At 46.7% G+C, this 22973-nt stretch carries 12 protein-coding genes and 1 pseudogene; 7 read left to right on the forward strand and 6 right to left on the reverse strand.

Going from position 1 to position 22973, the window contains the following annotated elements; translation table 11 throughout:
• Positions 1–24 precede the first annotated feature (24 nt).
• The 4 genes from QUA38_RS01540 to QUA38_RS01555 form a co-directional block, all read right to left on the reverse strand.
• Positions 25–2835, reverse strand: coding sequence for a hybrid sensor histidine kinase/response regulator (locus tag QUA38_RS01540; protein ID WP_333158596.1), 2811 nt, complete (start codon positions 2833–2835; stop codon positions 25–27).
• A gap of 277 nt (positions 2836–3112) precedes the next feature.
• On the reverse strand, positions 3113–8905 hold the full coding sequence (locus tag QUA38_RS01545; protein WP_333158598.1) for a PAS domain S-box protein: 5793 nt from the start codon (positions 8903–8905) through the stop codon (positions 3113–3115).
• A gap of 90 nt (positions 8906–8995) precedes the next feature.
• Positions 8996–9499, reverse strand: coding sequence for a chemotaxis protein CheW (locus QUA38_RS01550; protein WP_333158600.1), 504 nt, complete (start codon positions 9497–9499; stop codon positions 8996–8998).
• 257 nt (positions 9500–9756) lie between these two features.
• Positions 9757–10122: a response regulator gene (locus QUA38_RS01555; protein WP_333062848.1), complete on the reverse strand. Its 366-nt coding sequence runs from the start codon at positions 10120–10122 to the stop codon at positions 9757–9759.
• 927 nt (positions 10123–11049) lie between these two features.
• On the opposite strand from QUA38_RS01555, the gene QUA38_RS01560 reads away from it, so the two are divergent.
• Together QUA38_RS01560 and QUA38_RS01565 are read left to right on the forward strand one after the other, a co-directional pair.
• Positions 11050–11784 (forward strand): phosphoadenylyl-sulfate reductase, encoded by a 735-nt coding sequence (locus tag QUA38_RS01560; protein ID WP_333158602.1) that lies wholly within the window; start codon positions 11050–11052, stop codon positions 11782–11784.
• Positions 11785–12078: 294 nt separating this feature from the next.
• A complete protein-coding gene (locus QUA38_RS01565; RefSeq protein ID WP_333158604.1) occupies positions 12079–13056 on the forward strand; it encodes a class II fructose-bisphosphate aldolase in 978 nt (325 codons plus the stop codon).
• Between the two features lie 53 nt (positions 13057–13109).
• On the opposite strand, the gene QUA38_RS01570 is transcribed toward QUA38_RS01565, so the two are convergent.
• On the reverse strand, positions 13110–13970 hold the full coding sequence (locus QUA38_RS01570) for a Uma2 family endonuclease (protein WP_333158606.1): 861 nt from the start codon (positions 13968–13970) through the stop codon (positions 13110–13112).
• A 162-nt stretch (positions 13971–14132) separates the two neighbouring features.
• On the opposite strand from QUA38_RS01570, the gene QUA38_RS01575 reads away from it, so the two are divergent.
• Positions 14133–16337, forward strand: coding sequence for a Tex family protein (locus tag QUA38_RS01575; protein ID WP_333158607.1), 2205 nt, complete (start codon positions 14133–14135; stop codon positions 16335–16337).
• Positions 16338–16475: 138 nt separating this feature from the next.
• Positions 16476–17000, forward strand: a pseudogene (locus tag QUA38_RS01580) (Uma2 family endonuclease); the annotation flags it as partial.
• A gap of 334 nt (positions 17001–17334) precedes the next feature.
• Here QUA38_RS01580 and QUA38_RS01585 read toward each other — a convergent pair.
• Positions 17335–18414 carry a PIN/TRAM domain-containing protein gene (locus tag QUA38_RS01585; RefSeq protein ID WP_333158610.1) on the reverse strand — a complete coding sequence of 360 codons (1080 nt, stop codon included), beginning with the start codon at positions 18412–18414 and terminating at the stop codon, positions 17335–17337.
• Between the two features lie 375 nt (positions 18415–18789).
• Here QUA38_RS01585 and hemW point away from each other — a divergent pair, with 375 nt between their 5' ends.
• The 3 genes from hemW to QUA38_RS01600 all read left to right on the forward strand — a co-directional run bounded on the left by hemW (position 18790) and on the right by QUA38_RS01600 (position 22789).
• The gene (gene hemW / locus QUA38_RS01590; RefSeq protein WP_333158612.1) at positions 18790–20157 is read left to right on the forward strand and encodes a radical SAM family heme chaperone HemW; all 1368 of its coding nucleotides are present in this window, start codon (positions 18790–18792) and stop codon (positions 20155–20157) included.
• 598 nt (positions 20158–20755) lie between these two features.
• Positions 20756–21028, forward strand: coding sequence for a DUF1830 domain-containing protein (locus QUA38_RS01595; RefSeq protein ID WP_333158614.1), 273 nt, complete (start codon positions 20756–20758; stop codon positions 21026–21028).
• A 195-nt stretch (positions 21029–21223) separates the two neighbouring features.
• Positions 21224–22789, forward strand: a complete 1566-nt coding sequence (locus QUA38_RS01600) for an FAD-dependent oxidoreductase (RefSeq protein ID WP_333158616.1) — start codon at positions 21224–21226, stop codon at positions 22787–22789.
• Positions 22790–22973 lie beyond the last annotated feature (184 nt).

A 22973-nucleotide genomic window follows, 5' to 3' on the forward strand; every position in this document is an offset into this window, starting at 1 on the left:
TGATGGGAAATTTTAGATTGCATATTAAATTATTGAGTGGTGGATTAATTTGGGGATAGCTTGTAAAAGTTGGGCTTCGCTGTAAGGTTTGGTGAAGTATTGATTTGCGCCTAATTCCATTGCCATTTGCCGATGTTTTTCCCCGCTACGGGATGTCAGCATGGCTACGGGAATCTTAGCAAACCGCTCGGTCGATCTGATCGATCGCAATAATTCAAATCCATCCATCCGGGGCATTTCAATATCCACGATCGCCAAACTGCAATCAAGACCATTTTGCAACTTTTCCAGGGCATCCACGCCGTCTTTAGCCTGTACCACGCGGTAGCGAGCACGAGTCAGCGTCAGAGACAGCAACTGGCGAATTGTATAGGAATCATCCACTACCAAAATCTGCGGTGACTGACTCGAACTCGGCGGTAGCTCCTGCAGTTTACCGGAGACAGCGGCGATCGAACTATTTACCACAGGTTGACCCACCAAATCGTCCACATCCAGAATATTCACCACGCGCCCGTCCCCCAAAATCGTAGTCCCCAAAACGCCACGAGGCTTGGATAGAGGCGGTGGCAAAGGTTTAACCACAATTTCCTGCTGACCGATCAGCCGTTCCACGGCCACCGCCAGCATTCCTTCAGTAGAAGCCAAAACCAGGACAGGAATTTCGTCTTGGGTCAAAGGGTCAGGAGAGGGGGCATCCGGCGGGAGGACGCTGTATTCTAGCAAATCTTGCATTCTCACCAAACGAATAAATTCCTCCCGCCACCACAGCATCGGCTGATTGCCAGCAAGGTGAACTTCCGAGGCTTTAATGTGCAGAATTTCCTCGACTGCATCCAGCGGCACCGCTATTTTATTGTGATCGGTCTTCACCATCAAAGCATCAGTAATCGACAGCAGCAGTGGCAGTTTAATGATAAAACTGGTACCTTTTCCCAGGCGAGAGTCTACCTTCACAGTCCCCCGCACAGTCCGCAAATTTGTTCGCACCACGTCGAGCCCGACTCCGCGCCCCGAAAGGTCGCTGACGCCTTCTGTAGTGCTGAAACCCGGCCAAAACAGAAAATCGTAGAGTTCGGCAATGGAAAATTCTTGAGCTTGTTCCTCCGTCGCCAAACCCTTTGTGACAACTTTACGGCGAATGATTTCCGGGTCAATGCCTTTGCCGTCATCGGCGACAGTAATAATAGTTTGGCCGCCTTGGTGGCGGGCTTCTATTTCTATTTGACCGCTGGCCGGCTTGCCGCTTGCTTGCCGAACTTCGGGCATTTCGATGCCGTGGTCGAAAGCGTTTCTCACTAAGTGTATTAAGGGGTCGCGCAAAGCATCGAGCAAACTTTCGTCAATTTTGGTATCTCTTCCCACTAGCAGCAGGTTGACATCTTTATCATATGTGAGGCACATCTCCCGCAGCGCTCTGGGCAAGTGATCGACGGCGCGACTGAAACTCACGACTCGCAACTGCATGACGCGGCTGCGTAGTTGTTCGGTAATGCGGCGCAGTTGGTCGGTACTGCGCTCGAATTTTATGGCTAAGGTGTCTAATTTGGTGGCGGAGTGAGAAATTGCTTGGGCAGTTTCGATGACTTCTGCGGCTGTCGAGTGGAACTCTGTATAACGATCCATCTCTAAGATATCGAAGTGAGCATGAACCGGAGAGGATTTGCCGTTAGCAATCATGGGGAATTCTGTTTCTACTGCTGCAACTTTTCCCAATCCAGAGCTCCCGTTTCCCCCTCTCCACTCTGCAAAGCTCAGTCTGTCGTATTCTTCTCGCAACTGACCGCCGAATTGGCTTAAATCTACGATATTGCGGCGGATGCGCTTGACTTCGCCGCGCAGTTCGGATTCTTGAAGTTCTAAATTTGTACGGTTGATGACTAATTCCCCGACTAGATTCACCAATTCAGTTAAGCGTTCTAAGTCTACCCGGATTGTCGGCCTTTGCGGGTTGGGGACTGGGAGAGTCGGGGAGGGGGAGATTTCCGGGGGAGTGGAAGAGGGGGAGAGTGGAAGAGGGGGAGAAGGGGAGAGGGGGGGAGTGGGGGAGATTTCGGGGATGTCGATCGCCCTTCCTTCCAATATTTGTTGGCGTGCGGTTTGCAAGTTTTGGGCGATCGCCCAACCCTCGGATTGCAACCGTTGTAGAGTCAAGTCAGGAGACTCGATCAAAGTGCTGAGGGCTGCGGCGACTTTCCCAAAATCCGGCAATTGCAGCATTCCAGCCAAACCGGAGAGTTGGTAGTAAACCTGCTTGAGGGTGGTGACGCTTGTTGTCAAATCTGCCTCGGAAGCTTGGGAAAGCTCGGTTTCTAGGCGATTGAAGAGTGGCGGCACTTGCTGTTCAAAAATCAGTTTCAGGGTTTCCGGGGCGGACGATTGGCTGGCCGCGGGGACTGGCGGCTGTTCTGACTTGCCGTACTTGGCCTGGAACTGAGCGAAAATTTGGGCGATCGCCTCCAAGTTTTCCGTTTGATCCGGAGTTGTGACATCGGAGTGTTGAACTGATTCGATCGTAATCTTTTTGAGAGCATCCACCCCCTGCAGCAAAACACTCACAGTAGTCGGTTCCAGGGCCGCCAAGTCTGTGCGATCGCGCAAAATGACAAAACAGTCCTCCAGCGTGTGAGCCGCCGCCGATACGTTTTGAAAGCCCAACATCGAACCCGCACCTTTAATCGAGTGAGCGGCGCGAAACATTTCTTTAACTGCCGCTTGTCGCTCTTTCAAACCCGCAGCTTCCATCGCCAGCAGATTCGTCTCCATTGACTGCAGAAATTCTTCGCATTCTGCGGTAAAAGCATCTATTAATTCGTTTAAATCGTCATCATTCATATTAGTTTGTTGTCTGTTGTCTGTTGACAGTTAACTGTTAACTGTTGACTGTTAACTGTTGGCAGGTTTTTTATATATGATGTCCCGTTAATTTAACTGTAATTGTTGTCGGGGCTGGTTCACGATTATCTATAACTTTGCATTCAGGATATTTGTCAACCCGCCCCGGCAACAACGATAGTTATTAGTGATTCGTATAACTGTCAACTGTCAACTGAACTAACTGTCAACAGTCAACCGTCAACCGTCAACCGTTAACTGTTAACAGTCAACGGAACTAACTGCGGAAATTCGCCACCGACTTTTGCAATTGGCCCAGAGAACCAGACAACTCGTCCAAAGATGCTTTGACATCCGCACCTTTTTGGGCAGTCGTATTAGCAATCTCGTTGACTTGCTGCATACTGTTAGCAATTCCCTCAGCCGAAACAGTTTGCTTGGCAGATGCAATAGTAATATTCTGCACCAAAGCATTCATTTCTCGACTAACTTCGATGATGGCATTGAGGTGAGTTTTAGCTTCGCTTGCCAGCTTAGTGCCTTCCACTACCTCCAGCGTCCCCGATTCCATTGCCTTCATCACGCGGCTGATTTCTTCTTGAATTGTACCGACAATTTCCGAGATTTCCTCAGTAGCGCCGGCGGATCTTTCTGCTAATTTCCGCACTTCTTCGGCAACAACAGCAAAGCCTAAACCTTGTTCGCCGGCTCGCGCCGCCTCAATAGTAGCATTCAGAGCTAATAAATTAGTTTGAGAAGCAAGTTGAGAAATCGAAGTCACAATTTTGCCAATTTGCTGCGAAGATTCGCCCAAACGCTTCATCATTTTCGAGGTAGAGGCGATCGTCAACCGGAGCCCGTTAATACCTTCGACAGCTCGATCGACCGCCATACCGCCGACTTCAGCCGTTTGAGAAGACTGCTGAGCCACTGTTTCGGCGCGCACCGAAACATCTCGCACGTCGCGGATCGAATTCACAATCCGCTCGATTTCGCGCATGATGGCAGATATTTTGGCTGCTTGAATTTCCGCCTGTTGGGTGAGTTGACTGGTATTGTTAATTGACTCGTCGGTGGCAGATGTTACCTGTTCGGCTAAAGTTTGAATTCCAGTTACCACTTTCCGCAGAGAACCGATTAAGAAGTTGAAAGAGTCGGCGACAGCACCTAAAACGTCGTTAGTCACTTCCGCCCTGACTGTCAAGTCGCCTTGAGCCGCGCCTTTAATTTCTCCCAACAATTTAAGGACTTGTTGCGTCAGAGAATCAGCTTCAGCTTTACGTTCGGCTGCCAATTTTCCTAGTCGTTCTTCTGCCTCTTTGCGCTCGGTGATGTCAAAGCGAATGGCGATATATTTGACTATTGTGCCGCTGGTATCAAAGATGGGGGAGATCGTCGAATCTACCCAGTAAAACGAGCCATCTTTGCGTCGGTTTTTGATTTCACCTTTCCACACCAAACCGCGAGAAAGTGTCACCCACATTTCTTCAAAAAATGATTTGGGATGGTAGCCGGAATTGACGAGGCGGTGGTTGCGGTGCAGGAGTTCTCCCATGCTGTAACCGGAGATTTCAATGAATCCGTCGTTGACGTAGGTAATCAGGCCTTGGACATCAGTTTCGCTGACGATCGCCGATTCGTCGAGAGCATTCTGCCGAGTTTTGAGTTCTTGCAGCAAGCGTTCCTGTGCCTCGGCTAACTGCTGCATTCGCTCCTGGGATGCTCTTTGTTCGGTGACGTTGCGGCAAACGACTACGCCGCCTTTAAGCGCCCCCGTTTCGTCTTTGAGCGGCCGGCCGTTAATTTTCACCCACAGGCCCTCTGGCTTGCCTGCGTGGCGGGTGAAAAGGTCTACGTCGTCAACGGCTTCTCCTCGAACCGTGCGCGCTAAAGGTATTTCGGCAGGGGGATAGGGAGTTACGGTATCGGGCAAGAATAGACCGTATTTTGCCGACCATTCGTTGGGAAGAGTCTCTGTCGAACCCATGCCAAACATATCTTCGGCGGCGGGGTTAAACAAAACAAAATTGCCTTTTTCGTCGGCAGCAATTATGCCGTCGCCAATGCTGTTTATTAGCAGTTGCAAGAGATTGCTTTGCTGGCGAAATTGGTCTTCGGAACTGGCTAATTGGGCTGTTGTTTTTTCCAGTTGCACCATCGCCTGTTTGGTTTCGGTAACGTCGCGAGCGACTGCATACATGAGCTGTTGTTCGGTTACAGGTCGCACTTTCCACGACAGCCACCTGTAGGAACCGTCTTTGCAGCGGTAGCGATTTTCATAAGACTTTAATTCGGCGCCGCTGGCTACTTTTTCCGCTTGTTCTATGGTTGATTCGCGATCGTCTGGATGGACTAAATCGATATAATAGTTGTCTTCAAGTTCATGCGCCTTGTAGCCGAGCGTGTTTTCCCAAGCGGGATTGATGCGCTTGAATTTGCCTTCAAAACCTATAATACAAACCAAGTCTAGGGAAAGGGTAAAAAATCGATCGCGCTCTACTTCTGCTTTTTTGCGATCGGTAATTTCGATCGCCACAGCCCCGATACCGATGGGTTTGCCGTCAGATCCGGGCAAAGGAAAGTATGACGCCAGCCAATCTCGCATGACGCCCGGTTCGTTGAAGAATGATCCCGATACCTCAACGTTTAACAACGGTTGGTTGGTGGCGAGAATCTGCTGCAACATCGGCACTTGGGTATCGCTCATTTCGGGTATAACTTCCCTCACCGTCTTACCGAAGTGTTCGGCAACTGAGACGCCGGTGGTTTCCGCTAATTTCTCGTTGACTTGCACGAAGCGCAACTGCTCGTCAAAAATACACATTGAGGTGGGGGCGGCTGCGAAAAATGCGTCAAAGCGGCTTTGACGCAAAACTAATTCTCGTTCTAGGGCTTTGCGATCGCTGATGTCGCGGCCTTCTGGAATTAGCAGCACGACTTTGCCGCTGTCGTCTACGATCGGCTTGAGGGAGAAGTCCACAGTTATCACAGCACCCCCAGCAACGAGCACGTCGGCTTCGTAGCGGACTACCTCGCCGGCGGCAGCTTTTATGAGCGCTGCTTGCACTTTTTGCTTGGCTTCTGGGGAAATTTGCCACCACAAATTATCTGCAAACTGCGTGCCTACGAAGTCTTCGCGCTCCAGTCCGGCGATGTCGAGGGCTGTTTGGTTGGCTTCCAAAACGGTTCCGTCTGGTTTTAGCAGCCCCACTAATTGGAACGATTGGTCAAAAATCGCTCGGAATAGTCTTTCGCGCTCGCGCAACATCTCTTCTGCACGCTTACGATCGCTGATGTCGCGAGTAACTGTTGCCAACCCGATAGGCTCGCCGGTTTCTGGGTGTTTGACGGTAAATATGGTGAAGTCAACCGGAATGTTTTCGCCGGTTTGAAAGTTCCTCAAGCGGAATTCACCCTGCCAAAAACCGTCTCGCACAGTAGGGGGCAGGATTTCTTGTTGGAAAAACTTAACATCTTCTGCACAGAAGAACTCATAAACACTTTTGCTTTTGACTTCTTCAATATTTGGCAATCCTACTAGGTTCATTCCAGCGGGATTCAGGTATGTTGCCTCTCCCTCCAGGGTGGCAGTGCCGATAAAATCCGAGCTGCTTTCTACGATCGAAATCAATCTTTGCTTTTCGATTTCGGCTTGCTTGCGCTCCGTGATGTCGTTGTTAGTTTCTAAAATTGCTTTGGGTTTTCCCTGTTCGTCTCGCTGCAAATTCCAGCGGCTGAATACAGTGATTTTGGTATCATAATTGGTGGTATGAATTAATTCACCTTCCCAATAATCCTGCTCTTCTAACTGTGCCAAAATAGCGGCTAAAGGCTGGGGAAAAATGGTGTGCAATATAGTATGGGTGACTTTCCCCAAAGCTGCTTTTTTTGTCCAGCCGTACATCCGTTCGGCTCCCTGATTCCAAAAATTAATCGTGCCGTCAATATCCCGAACGATCAAGCCATCGCTGGCAAGATCGAGCATTTGCAAGTTCTGCTGCAAGGTTTGTTCTACGCGCTTGCGTTCTGTAATGTTGCGGGCGATGGTTGAGAGAAATTCAATTTCTCCCTTTTCGGATTTGTGAGCAATAATTACTTGAGAAACTGGTATTTCTTTGCCGTCTAAAGTTTGCCAAATTGTCTCACCGCTCCACGCCCCGTCCCGGCAAGCTGCGGGGATGCCGACATTCATAATAGTGTCAATACTTTTGGGCGATGTCAGGTCGGAAATGTTGACTCCGGCTACATCTGCGTTTTCGGCAACTTTCAGCATTTCTCTGGCGGCACGGTTGAGATAAATGGTGCGCTGTTGGGTGTCGGCTATGCCTACCCAGTCTGTTGTGGTTTCTAAAATTGCTTTGAACCGCAATAGTTCTTGTTCAGATTTGCGACGATCTGTGATGTCGCGCGCGAAGCCGACCATTCCTAAAATGTTGCCTTCTGCATCTTTGAGGGCCAATTTCTGGGTGTCAAAGGTGTGTACTTGGCCGTCGGCTAAGGTGGCTAAGTCGTTGGAGGCCGGCGCGAGGTGGTTGCCGCCCCGGAAGTTTTGGATTTGGTTCTCGGAATCGGTTTCGGCGTGGAAGTTGGCGAAGATTCGATCGACCGATATGCCTATTTCTGTGTCGTCTTTGCCGATAATTTCTGCTTGAGTTTTGCCGAAGGCGGCGGCGAAACCTGCATTGACTAGGGTGTAGCGCAAGTTTCGATCTTTGACGAAGATGCAGTCTGGCGTAGCATCAATGACTGTTCGCAGCAAGTTTTGGGAACTTTCTACTTCTGCCAGTGTCTGCCGCAGTTGTTCTTCCATTTCCACGCGATTGGTGATATCTCTAATCGCGCAAACGAGAAATTTCCTGCGGTCGGCATCTACAAAGGTACATTTTTTGGCGGAGAGAAAGCGCGTCTTTCCTGCTCGGTCTGTGATGGTTTTTTGGATTTCGGTGCTGGTATTTGTCAAGAAAACTAATTCGTCTTTTTCTCGATATGTCTGTGCTTCCTGTTTGGACAAGAACAGGTCGTAGGATTTGCCAATTAGTTCTTCTCTGCTGTGATTTATGTATTGACAAAAGGCATCGTTTAATATTATCCAGCGGTGCTGTTGGTCTTTGACATAAATCGGGTCGGGGATGCTGTTGAGGATGTTGTTTAAGAATTGTTCTGAGGCTTTTAATTGCTCTTGGGCTGCGGTGCGATCGCGAATTTCCTGTTCCAATTGTACGTTAGTTTGCAGGATCTGCTCGGTTCTTTCATTCACTCGCTGCTCTAGTTCTGCGGTTAGCTGCTGCAATGTGGCTTCTGCCTGTTTGCGCTGGGTAATGTCGCGGCCTTCGGCGAGGATTTGAAATACTTCTCCTGTTTCATTTAACAGCGGCTTAAACGACACGTCCATTACTGTCACATGGTTGTTGGGGCCGGTGATTTCGTATTCTTCCCGGACAAACTTGCCGGCGGAGACTTGTTTTATGTTTGTTTTTAGGCGCTGCTGGTTGGTTGGAGATGATGCCCACGAAGGTGTCAGCCAAAATTTCAGCCCCAAGACTTCTGATGGTTGCAAATCGCCCAATTCTAGCGCTGTCTGATTTGCTTCGATCAGAGTACCGTCTGGCTCCAATAATGCGAACACTTGAAAAGCTTGGTCGAAGATGGCGTGAAATCGCTGGTTAGTTTCGCTCAGTGCTTGTTCTGTTTCTTTTTTAGAACTCAGGATTTGCTTGGAACCTACTAAGAATCCGTAGCGGTTGGACAAACTCAAAAAAACGAGCGCCGCCATTACAGTTATCCAATCGAAGACAGTTTGTGCCACCGGAGAGTGCGGCAGCCCTAGGTATTGGGCGGCGTGGCCGCTGTGGCCGAAAGCGCAGCTCCAAAATATGGCTGCTGTGGCTGTGGCGAAGATGTCGAACCCGAATTGACGGTTTCGCCACAAACCTAAGCTGATTATCCAGGCGATGGCAAAGTAACACACACAAATGATGCAATTAGCAGCTCCAGCTACCACCGATTGGGAGAAGTCAGGCAACGTCAGAGTGAATGTCGTTGCGATCCAGGTATAGAGAATTTTGATCATAAAATTAAGGATGGGCAAATCGGATGCGGGCGATCGTTAGTTAAAATTATTGATGCACAGCCGTTGCAGACTTATCTGTATTGTTGATTTTTACCAGCGTTCGGAATGGGCGATCGCTTCTACATCGACAATCATTAGCAAGCGTCCTTCGGAATTGTACAGACCTTTTAAGAATGGAGCGAGGTCGGAACTCACATCTAGTGCTGAGACAATGCGATCGGGATTGAGAGGTAAAACTCCTTCGACGCGGGAGACGGCTAATCCCAGGCTGATTCTCGACAACAATCTCACGTCTCGTGGATCGGGGGCTTCTACAACTAAGATGCGGCTGTTTGGGTTGTGGATGTCAACCGACTCAATACCGACGAACAGTCCGAAGTCTGCTGCTGCTAAGATTTCGCCCCGCAAGTTGGTTAATCCCAGCAAAAATGGCAGGGTGTTGGGAACCAGGGAAATCGGTTGTTCATTGAGGGAAAGGACTTCCCGCACTGCCTCTAAGTCTATGGCGAACAGACTGCCTCCTTGACCAAACAGGAGAAATTGCTTTGTTCCACTTGTCTGATTCCCCCCAGCCGGGGGAGCCGTTCTTTTCATGGCTTATTTTTAGTTTATAGTGTAGCTTACAAATTAGAATTTTGCTTTGACCCTAAAGCAGCTCGCCGATCTAGTTTTTCTGGATCAGTTTTGGTGCGTCAAATGTTTCTGTTAAATAAATCGCCGATGGGCAAATAAGCAGGTTGCTATCATTAAACATAAACTTTTATGGAATTCCAAAACCCAGTTTATTTAATAAAAACGGGGTTTGTCGGTATAAGGTTTTTTGGAAAGTTGCCGATGACTTTATATTCGGATTACGCCGAAAGCAGACGCTGCACTATGTGAACCAGTTGCTGAGGTTCAAAGGGTTTGCTAACGTAAGCGTCGGCGCCTAAATCCGTTCCCCAAGCTTTATCGATCTCGGTGTTTTTATGAGTACAAAATACTACGGGCAATTTGGCAGTTGCGCGATCGCCCCGCAATTCTCTGATCACTTCAAACCCGTTCATTCGTGGCATCACTACATCTAGAACGACCAAAGCCGGAGGGGTTTTGCGGATCATGGCGATCGCTTCTTCGCCGTCGCCTGCCCGGATCACATCCAGTCCGGCATCTTGAAGAATGCGGCAGATGATTTCTAGTTCGGTCTTAACGTCGTCCACTACTAAAATTTTTGACATGATTCCACACTTCCTTGCTGTTATTGACAGCGGACTATGTTTATTTAGAAGCTGGCGCGACCGGCGGCGATGGGACTAGACCGCTTTGCCGACAAATTAATGTACTTCCAAATACAATATAGCCGATCGTATGGCTGAAGGTTAGCTCTCAGCGATAAAAAACGATAAAAATTTACTTGGCTAACGGAATCATCCTGAATAAATTAATCGGTAATTAGTAATTGATGATCGGTAATTCGCGGTTTGGAAACCAACAGGTCTTAGTAGAAGGAGCGATGGGAAGATCAAAGACGGATTTTCTATGATATTGTTTTAGCTTTATTCCACTCACCTACTTTATAAAATTGCCTAAAGAATGCAGACTATTTTTTAATTAGCGCCCTTAACAGTAATTCAAAAGTAGTAATAGCGGTATTTTTACTGGCACTCGTTCTTTTTAACTTAAAAAATAGCAAAATATCGCTTAGTAAGCGCTATTTTTTTATAAATTAGACAAGTCAAAATTGAGGATTGTAACAATGACATTTATTAAAGAATTTTATTGTCTATGATTTATAATTTGGGGGCAAATTCAATGGACCGCCCGGCAGTCCTATTTTACCCAGTAGAGAAGTGTTGGGTTCATCAGAACTACTACCAGCAGCCGATCGCCATCCTTGAGTTTGATTGCGGGTCCAGCCGAAAAGACTCCTGCAAGATACGGTCAATCGATTTTAGATTTTAGATTTTAGGTTTCAGAATTGAAGAAGCGCTCACACTGATAAATCCGGGGGCTGGTGATCAGCAGTCGGAGATTTTTTCTCCCTTCACGGATGAATTCGGAGGCACCGGACGACATTGCTTGATTGTCAAATTAGTCGGTGAGAGAGAGACGGCGATCGGCTATAATAAAGGGCTAGAGGAAAAGAACACCGAAAATCTGAAAATATGGTTGCCATCCAAAGAAATCTCAACATTGCCGCGCTAGAAGCAGAATACAGTCAAAAAACACCGCGAGACATTCTCAAATTTGCCCTAGAAAATTTTGACAATATCTCCATTTCTTTCAGCGGGGCTGAAGATGTAGTTCTGATCGATCTTGCCTCAAAAATTACCAAGAATTTCCGCGTTTTTACCCTAGACACCGGACGATTGCACTCAGAAACTTATCAGTTTTTGGATCAAGTCAGAAAACATTACGGCATTAAATTAGAAGTAATGTTTCCCGATGCAGCAGAAGTACAAGCCCTAGTAGAAGAAAAGGGATTGTTTAGTTTTTATCAAGACGGTCACAAAGAATGCTGTGGCGTGCGGAAAGTCAAGCCGCTGCGCCGCAAATTGAATACTCTCGATGCTTGGATTACCGGTCAGCGGAAAGACCAAAGTCCCAGTACCCGCAACGGTATTCCGGTTATTGAAGTTGACACTGCATTCTCAACTCCTGACCATGAATTAATTAAATTCAACCCCTTAGCAAACTGGTCTTCGGCAGAGGTTTGGGAATACATTCGCGCTTTGGATGTGCCTTACAACAAGTTGCACGAACGCGGTTTTGTAAGTATTGGTTGCGAACCTTGTACGAAGCCGATTTTGCCAAACCAACACGAACGCGAAGGTCGCTGGTGGTGGGAAGAAGCAACCGTAAAAGAATGCGGTTTGCACGCTGGTAACGCACAAACATAGTAAATCACTCAAGGAGTAAGGTGCGCTAGGCTCACCTTACAAATAGTAGGGTGCGCTAGGCGCACCTTACCCAAGAATAAATGCACTTCACATAAATTCTAGCCGAAGAATTCGCAATTAAAATAAACACAAATTAAGCTGAGCTTCCCCTTAAACTTGGATAGAACGATCAATATTCAGAATAAATGCTAGCCGAAGAATTCGCAATTAAAATAAACACAAATTAAGCTGAGCTTGCCCTTAAACTTGGATAGAATGATCAATATTCAGAAAAGTTTTTAAAGTAGGTACTATATGCTCGCCTCAACTAGCGAATTGCTGAACACGGCTTTGAGAAATGGTTATGCGATCGGCGCTTTTAACGTCTACAACCTCGAAGGAGTAAAAGCCGTCATCAATGCGGCCGAAGCGCTGCACAGTCCTGCTATACTGCAACTTCACCCCAGCGCCCTCCAATACGGAAAATCGCCTTTAGTCGCACTGTGCATGGAAGCGGCCCGCAGATCTGTAGTGCCGATCGCAGTACACTTAGATCACAGCACCTCAGAAAAAGACATTCACCTCGGCCTAGGTGCGGGCATTAAATCAATTATGGCAGACGGTTCTTTTTTGCCCTACGAACAAAACTTAATATTTAGCCGGGAAATGACTAAATTAGCCCACGCTAACGGTGCGGCAGTTGAAGCAGAAATCGGCCGAATTAGTGGCAGGGAAGACGGTTTGACAATGGATGAAAAAGCCGCAAGAATGACCGATCCCGGAGCAGCAGTAGAGTTTATCAAAGAAACTAATGTGGATTTTTTAGCCGTAACAATTGGTAACGTTCACGGCAAATATTTAAGCGAACCAAAACTAGATTTTCCGCGTCTGGCAAAAATCCGGGCTGCTGTTTCAGTGCCATTAGTGATGCACGGTGCTAGCGGTTTGCCGGAATCAATGATTCATCAATGTATTCAATTCGGGGTATCGAAATTCAATGTGAGTACAGAAGTTCGCGAAGCTTATATGGACGTGTTAAAAAGTAGCATTTCTTTGTCAGATCCGGATTTGTTGGAAATAATGGAAAAATCTATCAATGCCATGCGATGGGTCATTTCTGACAAACTGCAACTTTTCGGTTCTGTCGGTAAAGCTCATTTGCATCACTCTCCCTACGCGGATGACTTGGCCGCAAAGAGCACCAGCAACAAACAAACAAGCCACAACAAATCAAGTTTTGATCAAATGTTAAAGCCTGTGTATAGTGAGGCTTTCAGTCTTCTTGTGAAGTAAAAAAACAAAAGTCCTGACTGCGAACCCGTTTTTAGTCAGGACTTCAGTCCTCTCTAACCGTTTAAAAATTGATCGGGATCTATGCCAGATTCCCGCAGTCGCCGAATTAATGACTTCAATTGAGCTTCCGCTTGTTGAGCCCTAGATTCCCCTGACTCGGCCCGCTGCCGTTGCTGTTCCGCTTCAGTCAGTATCCAATTGCCATCAACATCATACCAGCGCAGCCACAGTCGATCGATTCCCTGAAACTCCCCTTGCCACAAACCCAAGCCCAAACTTAGGTCAGCAATCCACACTCGCGAATCGGGCAATTCTAATTCTTGATAGTGTCCACCCTTCAATTCAAACACTCGCAATTTGTTAGTATAGCTACTGAAAACGGCATCAATAGGAACCCGCAAAATTTGCTCGTAAACATCCCATTTTCTGGGCGGTTCATCCTTCATCTCCGCCTCCAAAACTTTCCAGTTACCTGCAGTGTTTCCCGACTGAGGTGGTAACTTTTCTTCATCGGTATTGTCGCCTAAATCTTCTTTTTCCGTTCCCGGCGAAAGCAGTTCTACAATTACAAAAGGATTCAGGCCTTCCTGCCAAGTAACATAACTCATCCGCAGTTCGGAGCGATCGTAAAGTCGTGGAACTCCCACAACTGCAAACCAATCCACCCGCTTGTGCCAGAGAGTATGATGCACGTCATAATAAAGGTTCATGTCGGTGCCGCTAAATATCTCAGAAGCTGGATAATTCCGAGGTCGAAACGTCAGGCTCAACAACTGCGGCTGCAAATCGTGAAATTCGTCAGGCAAACCAGGTTCCTTCGGGTCTTCGCTGGGTAAATCGTACATCGTCGGCAGCGTTTCTCTGGGCGATCGCGGCGGATCGGTTTGCGGCACAGGATATTTAAAAGGCAACATATAATATTGAGAAATGACTGCATTTATGCTAACATCATTTTAATAGTTGCAAGACGAGTACCAACACCATGTAAAACGTTTATTGCCAACTTTTTTTCCTGTCTTTAGTGAAATCAATCTCACATCTCAAATCTCAAATAGACTGATCCGAAATTCTGCACTATGATCGACATTCCTCAACTGATTGCTCAAGAACTTTCCATTAATCTGTCTCAAGTCAATAATGCTCTGGAACTTTTCGCAGAGGGAGCAACAATTCCGTTTATTGCCCGCTACCGCAAAGAACGCACGGATTTGCTGAATGAAATTCAGTTGCGGGACATTTCCGATCGCTTCACCTATTTGACGGAAATTGAAGAGCGCAAAAAGTCGATTTTAGAGACGATTAGCTCTCAGGGAAAACTCACTGAAGAACTGCAAGCGAAAATCGAATCGTGTTTGCAAAAAAACGAACTCGAAGACCTTTATCTGCCTTACAAACCCAAGCGGCGGACGCGAGCCACAATTGCTAGGGAAAAAGGTTTGGAACCGCTGGCAAATTTTATCAAGTCTCTGAACTTACCGACGGCTAAACCAGCAGATTTTGAGGCAGAAGCAGCTAAATACATTGCGGAAGAAAAGGGCGTTAAAACAGCAGAAGAAGCTCTCAAAGGTGCTGCGGATATTTTGGCGGAAGCGGTTTCGGAGAAAGCAGAATTGCGGGCTTATTTGCGAGAGTTTTTAATGAAAACCGGAGTTTTTGTCTCGAAAATTAAAGAAGATTTCCCGGAAGGAAGCACTAAATTTGAAATGTACCGCAATTATCAAGTTGCTGCGAGAAGCGTTCAATCGCACAATATGTTAGCGCTGTTTCGGGGGGAAACGGAAGGAGTCTTAGATTTGGAACTGGCGTTTGATGAATCCGCAGTGATGGCTTATTTGGAGGGTCAGGAAATTAGAACTAGGATACCGGAAGTTAAAGAGTTTTATCGATCGACTTTGAAGGATGCCTTCAACCGACTGATGAAGACTTCGTTAATTACAGAAGTGCGATCGCACAACAAAGCCGTCGCTGATATCGAGTCGATCGCCACTTTTGAAACCAACCTCCGCGAGTTGCTGCTGTCAGCGCCGGCGGGTATGAAACCGACACTGGCGATCGATCCGGGATTTCGCACGGGGTGCAAAGTTTCCGCCCTCGATGAAACCGGGCAATTTTTAGAATATCAAGCAATTTTTCCCCACCAAGCGGCCGCTCAGCGACAGCAAGCTGGTAAAATTGTCAAGCATTTAATTGAAAAATATAAAATTGAATTAATCGCGATCGGCAACGGTACAGCTTCCCGGGAAACGGACGAATTTGTTTCGGAAGTTTTGGCCCAAATGGAAAGAAAACCGATTAAAGTCATGGTGAATGAATCCGGTGCATCGATTTATTCAGCAAGCGAGGTGGCGATCGCCGAATTTCCCGACCTCGATATCACCGTCCGCGGCGCAGTCAGCATCGGACGGCGGTTGCAAGACCCCCTCGCCGAACTCGTGAAAATCGACCCTAAATCAATAGGAGTCGGCCAATACCAGCACGATGTTGACCAAAAAATGCTCAAAAAGAAACTCGACGAAACAGTCGAAAGCTGCGTTAATTATGTCGGAGTTGACTTAAATACAGCTTCCAAAGAACTGCTGACATTTGTGTCAGGAATGACGGCAACTGTTGCCAAAAATATCGTCAATTACCGCAACGAAAACGGCGCATTTAAAAATCGCCGTCAACTCCTGAAAGTTCCCAAACTCGGACCAAAAGCTTTTGAACAAGCAGCCGGGTTTCTCCGCATTCGCGGCGGCGAAAACCCCCTGGATAATACAGCAGTTCATCCCGAAAGTTATCCTGTCGTGCAGGCGATCGCCAAAGATTTAGACTTGCCGCTGACAGGAATAACACAAATATCGGAAAAAATCAAGACTGTAAACATTAAGAAATATGTCACCGAAAAAGTCGGAGAACCAACACTCCGAGACATTATTTCCGAACTAGAAAAACCGGGAAGAGACCCGCGGGCCGAGTTTAAATATGCTACTTTCCAAGCAGGAATCAAAGAAATCTCCGACTTACAAGTTGGGATGGAATTAGAAGGCATAATCACGAATGTAGCTAACTTTGGAGCCTTTGTTGATGTGGGAGTGCACCAAGATGGTTTGGTTCACGTTTCTCAATTAGCCGATCGCTTCGTAGATGACCCCAAACAGATTGTCAAAGTCGGACAAGTTGTGAAAGTGCGGGTTTTGGAGGTGAATGAGAAGTTAAAGCGGGTTAGTTTGACAATGAAGCTGCAAGAAAAACCGCAACCGCAAAATAGTGCGAGGCTTCCGGCCCCGCGCCGACGTTGAAACTAGGGCTGAAAACTGAAAAAGGGCGATGGCGTCCCGCCCCGCAAGCTACGACTATAATTGTGTAATTCTCACCAACCTCAAAATTATATGGTTGCAAGTTAAAGCGACACCTACGTCTCTCCTGAAGATTATTTAGCAGCCGAGAAAGTCAGTCCGATAAAACACGAGTACAGGCAAGGTGAAATCTATGCAAAAGCAGGGGAAAGCAAACCTCATGTCATTATTATGGGGAACGTATCTGTACTTTTGAGAAACCATCTTCGGGGAAGTGGTTGTATGCCTTACATGGCACATATGAAAGTTCGGAATGAGACATCTAATTTTTTTTACTATCCCGATGTAGTGGTGAGTTGTGATGAACGAAACAAAAATGCGGATGAAGATTTCATTCGCTACCCGCGCTTAATTGTGGAAGTTTTATCGCCGACAACAGCGGCTTTTGACAGAGGTGAAAAGTTTGCCGATTACCGAATTTCAGAAAGTTTGCAAGAGTATGTATTAATCAATCAAGAAAGAGTTAGTGTAGAGTGTTTTCGCCGGAATGCAGAGGGTTTGTGGGTGCTTTATCCTTACAGTCAAAGACAAGAAGTTCAGTTTGCTAGCGTTAATTTTAGCTGTGCGATCGAGACATTGTATGAAGATGCGATCGAGATTAATTGATTTTAATTACTCCAGAATCACTGGAATAATTCGGAATTAGATATGGATATGATTGAACCGCGAAGACGCGTTCGGCGAAGCCGTTCCCGTAGGGTAGGACGCGAAGGAAGAGAAAAGAAGAAGAAGCTGGTAATTGCTACTTTTTCTTCCTAGCTTTCCAAGTGCCACCGTAGAAGTAAAAAGGATTGTTTGCACTTACCGATTCCCAACATTTAAGACACAAAAAAAACCACTGCCCCGATTCGGCATACCGGGCGCGGTAGAGAGTCGGGGCAGATTGGGAACAGCGATCGCAATATTTGATTCTGATTGCCCTGGCCATTGTTACTCAGTTTCAAACAATAACGGACTCTTGAGGGCGGGCAAATATCATGCGGCCGGCGCTTGTTTGCAGGGCGCTGGTGACTACGACTCTGGCTTCGCCGCCGACATAGCTGCTGCCTGCTTCTACGACAACCATTGTGCCGTCATCCAAGTAACCGATTCCCTGAGAGGGTTCTTTGCCTTCTTTGCGGATTTTTAGTTCGATCGTATCTCCCGGCAAATAAGTGGGGCGCACCGCATGAGTCAAATCATTAATATTCAAAACCGGCAGTTTTTGGACAGTAGCTACTTTCGATAAGTTGTAATCGTTGGTGAGCAAAATGCCGTCGATATCCAAGGCGAACCGAACTAATTTTGCATCGACTGTGGCAAGATCTTCGTAGTCAGCCGAGTGAATTTGAATCCGTTCTGGATATGTTTCTTTGATGCGGTTGAGTACATCTAAGCCGCGGCGCCCGCGCACTCGCTTTTGATCGTTGGCGGAATCAGCTACCAGTTGCAGTTCTTGGAGAACGAATTGCGGCACGATAATTTGACCTTCGAGGAAACCTGTTTCTAGCAAGTTTTCAATCCGGCCGTCAATAATGCAGCTAGTATCGACAACTTTGGCAGAGGCTGGTTTGAAAGTCCCTTCGGCTACCAACACCGTGTCTAAGCTTTTGGGGTTGATCAGCCGCAAGAAAGCACGGCCGTGGGTGTCGGTCAAACTGACGCCTGTGAAGCCGAACATGACGCTACCCAAGACAGCGACTAGAGGTTTGATGAAGCCGAACTCGCGGGGAATTGGCAGCAGGAATAGCGGAGCCAGCATTAAGTTCGCTACTAGAAGTCCGATGATTAAGCCGATCGCCCGCGTCAGTAACATCTCCACTGGCATATCGCGAACTTGTTTTTCCAGCCGGCGGTAGGTTGTTTGAGCCACTAATCCCATCACGAAGCCGATTAATGCTCCAAAGGAACCTAGTACAGAACTTAAACCTTGTATATTTGTAACTTGCAGCAGCAGATTGCTCGGCAGGAGTTCGACTCCGTAATAGCCGATGCCTCCGCCTGCGATTATGAATGAGATTATTATGATTGCGTCTAGCATTAGTTCTAGGTTAATGAATTTATTCCTATTATATCTTTCCAGTGCTGATACTTGTTTTCATGCTTTGGTCGGATATCGCTATATCTACTCAAGGATTCTCATAAACTTATATTTCGGGGTTGTACCCTCTGAGGGATGTGCGATCGAGCATATCGGCATTTACCACGCCGGGCCGAAAGCAGGCACAAGGTGCGAATAAACGGCTCTGCGGGCTGTTCGGGAATTGTGACGGAGCGAAACTGGTACGAGGTTAAATTACAAGAGCCGATCGTTCGCAGCGCTTTTTTGGTAAGCAAATGTCATAATATACATAATTATTCATGATGGTTTAATTAAAACTTTAGATTTGAAGTTGCGCTTTTGGCTTGAAATGTAATGAACCCTACCACAGATTATTTAACATTTGAATTAAAAAAAAGTGTGCAAGCGACAAATCCCAGCATTCCCACTTCGGCTTACCTGCACATACCTTTTTGTCGCCGCCGCTGTTACTACTGCGATTTTCCGGTTTTTGTGGTGGGCGATCGCAAAAATGGCGATAATTCCGGCACAATTGTGCAATACGTTGCCGTACTCTGTCAAGAAATTCAAGAAACAAAAAATTTAGGCGCATCCCTAAACACAGTTTTTTTTGGTGGCGGCACGCCTTCGCTGCTTTCTGTGAGTCAGTTGAGCAATATTTTGGAGACTCTCGACGGCAAATTTGGGATTGCTGCTGGGGCGGAAATTTCTATAGAAATAGACCCGGGTACGTTTACTTTAGAACAGTTGCGGGGATATGCAGCGGCGGGAGTAAATCGAGTTAGTTTGGGAGTGCAAGCTTTTCAGGATGAATTGCTGCAAGCTTGCGGACGATCGCACTCGGTAGCAGAAATTTTTGAAGCAGTAGAAATAGTGCGATCGGCTGGTATTGTCAATTTCAGTTTAGACCTGATTTCAGGCCTGCCGCACCAAACTTTAGAACAGTGGGAAGCTTCCCTGAAATCGGCGGTGGAAATTAGCCCGACTCATCTGTCGAGTTACGACTTAATTGTTGAGCAGGGAACTGCTTTCGGGCGCTACTTTGAAGCAGGCGCACAACCACTGCCAGCAGATGACACTGCTGCTCAAATGTACCGTTTAGCAAGGGAAATTCTGACGGGGGCTGGCTACGAACATTACGAAATTTCTAATTACGCTCGATCGGGCTATCAGTGCCGCCACAACCGCGTTTATTGGGAAAATCGCCCTTATTACGGTTTGGGAATGGGGGCGGCGAGTTACGTGGAAGGCCGGAGGTTGACCAGGCCTCGCAAAACTCAAGAATATTATCAGTGGGTGCGATCGATCTCTCACCTCAATTCCCCTGCTACCGAACAGCTTGGAAGGGAAACCCAGCCAGATATTGACCCACCAATTGAGCAAAATTTTCAAGTTTCTGAAAATGACGTTTTGTTAGAAACGCTGATGCTAGGTTTGCGTTTAGCAGAAGGAGTTAGCCTGTCGGCGCTGACTCAAAAGTTTACTCAGCAAACGGTTGATAAAATTTGGCGTTGTTTGCAGCCCTATTGGCGGCAAGGATGGGTGGAAATTATGACGGAGGAGGGGGCGATTCCCTACGGGATAGCTCGGCTTCACGCAACTTTAGGCGAGGGCGCGAAACTGCCACTTTCGGGCAATTTGAGGTTGAGCGATCCCGAAGGTTTTTTATTTTCTAATACGATTTTAGCCGATTTGTTCAGCAAGTTAGGCGAGGATAATTAGCTCTGTCTGAGGAAGTATATCTCAGGCAAGCGCGAACTTTGCTAAAGCCGAGACCGTCAATGCTACAAAAGAATATTCAATTGCTCCCTAGCTCGATCATCTCAAAAATCATATATTTTATATCGATCCCTAAACAAAACTTAAAAGGGAACTAAGCCTTGAGATAGACGCCACGACTGCATTCAATCCGTCATACTTAAGACTGAACATTTAAAAAGTAATTTAATGAACACTTTAACTATCGAGCGCAACCAAACCCAAAACCAGCCCTGCCTTGTAATTAGCGAGCGCGGGTGCAATCCGGCTTCCAAGTGTAATTTTTGCGGTCACTACCAACAGGCAAGAGGTTCAGTTGGTCACTGTAAATTGTTGAACGCACCTGTTAGGGGAGGATGGAAATCTTGCACTTTAGCACAGCCGGCTTTTGCACCTTTTTCGGAATAGGTGTAAGGCGCTGATGTTTGCCGGAAAAATTTATTAATGAACCCAAACAATGTAAAAAAAACTATAAAAAATTGTCTTTTAATTTGTAATATGCTATATTTGATATAGACCAGTCTCCGTATCGTTCGCACAATTGCACAAACAAGTTAAAAAAATGAATTTGACACTAAATCAGGTAATTTCCGAAGGTCATACGCGCATTTTGTGTTGGTATCTCAATAATACTAGCAAAGTGCAAATCGCTCGCATTACAAATGTTCCTAATTGGTATTTTGAGAGGACGGTGTTTCCGGGGGAACGTTTTTTGTTTGAAGCGCTGCCGGAAGCTCAGTTAGAAGTTTGCAGGAGTGCGGAGACTGGTGCTATAGTGTGCGAGCGAATTTTGTGCGATCGGCTGCGAGTTGAAGAATTAAGCACGGCTGATTGAAGATAATTCCCCAGACTTACCAACGAGAGGTAGAAACCCGGTTTTTGTTCAGAAACCGGGTTTCTCTGTATGATTATTTATATGATGATAAAAACTCCGTGATTCTCGCCACCGATGCCTCAGCCCTAAAACTGTCGCAAATGTTAATCTAAGCTAAATTATAAAAAATCCACCACTGTTTAATACTAAAACCCGATGTCCCTCACCGAACAAATCCTCTCCCAACTGCCAGGAGACGCCCTCGGAGGCCTGAGAAAAGTCGATCGACTCTGGGAAAACCTCAAACAAAACACCGCACCAGCACCCCAAGCAATCAAACACAGCCAAAAACCCCTCGAAACCCTCGACTTCGACATAGTTATCGGCGGCGGAACCCTAGGAATATTAATCGGTACAGCCTTAGCCGTGCGGGGTTGGCGAGTAGCCCTGCTTGAACGCGGCATTCTGCGAGGACGCAAACAAGAATGGAACATTTCTCGCAAAGAATTAGACGCATTCTTAGAACTAAATTTGCTATCAGTTGAAGAGATAGAAAAAGCCATAGCCACCGAATACAACCCAGCCCGCATCAGCTTTGCCAACACCCCCGACATCTCGGTGCGGGACGTACTCAACATCGGAATCGACCCAGTGTACCTCCTAGAAACCCTCAAGCAGCGATTCCTCCAAGCTGGAGGAAAGCTATTTGAAAATACACCATTTAAAACAGCAACCATTCACCCGGATGGAGTCTTGGTAGAATCTGCAAATACCGATACACAACCTGCTACAAATTTATTTAAAACTAGATTATTATTAGACGCAATGGGACATTTTTCGCCTATTGTGCGCCAAGCAAGACAAGGCAAAAAACCCGACGCCGTATGTTTAGTAGTCGGCAGTTGCGCTCAAGGATACCCCAAAAACGACACTGGGGATATATTTGCATCCTTCACCCCAATGCAAAATCAGTGCCAATATTTTTGGGAAGCATTTCCAGCCAGAGACGGCCGCACAACCTACTTATTTACATACATAGACGCCGACACAGAAAGATTCAGTTTAGAAACATTATTTGAAGAGTACTTGCGCTTGCTTCCCCAATATCAAAACGTCGAACTCGAACAGTTAAAATTCCAAAGAGCACTTTACGGATTCTTCCCCTGCTATCGCCAAAGCCCTCTAAAAATGCCTTGGAATCGCATACTCCCAGTCGGAGATAGCAGTGGTAGCCAATCTCCCCTCAGCTTCGGCGGTTTCGGCGCAATGGTACGGCACCTCAAACGCTTGACTGTAGGAATTGAAGAAGCTTTGACAAGCGACAGTCTCGACAAAAATTCCCTCGCACTTTTGCAACCCTATCAGCCGAATCTATCAGTTACCTGGTTGTTTCAGCGTTCGATGAGTGCTGCGATGAATCAAAAAATAGACCCCCATCAAATCAATCAACTTTTGGCAGCCGTATTTCAGGTAATGGAAGAGTTGGGAGAACCCGTACTCAAACCGTTTCTTCAGGATATCGTGCTGTTTCCGGCTTTGTCACAAACCCTGTTTAAAACAGCAGTTAGCCATCCCGGGTTAGTTATGAAAATTATCCCGCAGGTGGGAATAGCTAATTTGCTGGATTGGATGATTCATTACCTAAATTTAGGAATTTATACGGGATTGTATCCTTTGGGGAAAGCAGTAGAACCGCAGGTAAAAAAATTAGCACCGCAGCAGCAATACTATTTGCACCGATTAGTGGAAGCATGGCAATATGGCGCTGGAGGCGATTATTAAGTGCAACAGCCTCTCCGGCCTGTTGCACCAGAAAATTCCTCGTTACCATGCTGGAGCCTGGGAACCAGTTAACTGATACAGCGGATTCCGCTGTAATGAGGTACAATAAAATATCATTGTTGTAGTCAAACCTAATGAAAGCGTATTCTCTCGATCTCCGGCAAAAAATAGTGAAGGCTCATTT

This window comes from Microcoleus sp. Pol12B4, from assembly GCF_036701385.1.
Classification (GTDB): domain Bacteria; phylum Cyanobacteriota; class Cyanobacteriia; order Cyanobacteriales; family Microcoleaceae; genus Microcoleus.

Coding starts and splice junctions, on each gene's coding strand:
- QUA38_RS01545 (WP_333158598.1), bottom strand. CDS start 8,905: ATGATCAAAATTCTCTATACCTGGATCGCAACGACATTCACTCTGACG.
- QUA38_RS01555 (WP_333062848.1), bottom strand. CDS start 10,122: ATGTCAAAAATTTTAGTAGTGGACGACGTTAAGACCGAACTAGAAATC.
- QUA38_RS01575 (WP_333158607.1), top strand. CDS start 14,133: ATGATCGACATTCCTCAACTGATTGCTCAAGAACTTTCCATTAATCTG.
- QUA38_RS01595 (WP_333158614.1), top strand. CDS start 20,756: ATGAATTTGACACTAAATCAGGTAATTTCCGAAGGTCATACGCGCATT.
- QUA38_RS01540 (WP_333158596.1), bottom strand. CDS start 2,835: ATGAATGATGACGATTTAAACGAATTAATAGATGCTTTTACCGCAGAA.
- hemW (WP_333158612.1), top strand. CDS start 18,790: ATGAACCCTACCACAGATTATTTAACATTTGAATTAAAAAAAAGTGTG.
- QUA38_RS01570 (WP_333158606.1), bottom strand. CDS start 13,970: ATGTTGCCTTTTAAATATCCTGTGCCGCAAACCGATCCGCCGCGATCG.
- QUA38_RS01550 (WP_333158600.1), bottom strand. CDS start 9,499: ATGAAAAGAACGGCTCCCCCGGCTGGGGGGAATCAGACAAGTGGAACA.
- QUA38_RS01560 (WP_333158602.1), top strand. CDS start 11,050: ATGGTTGCCATCCAAAGAAATCTCAACATTGCCGCGCTAGAAGCAGAA.
- QUA38_RS01585 (WP_333158610.1), bottom strand. CDS start 18,414: ATGCTAGACGCAATCATAATAATCTCATTCATAATCGCAGGCGGAGGC.
- QUA38_RS01565 (WP_333158604.1), top strand. CDS start 12,079: ATGCTCGCCTCAACTAGCGAATTGCTGAACACGGCTTTGAGAAATGGT.
- QUA38_RS01600 (WP_333158616.1), top strand. CDS start 21,224: ATGTCCCTCACCGAACAAATCCTCTCCCAACTGCCAGGAGACGCCCTC.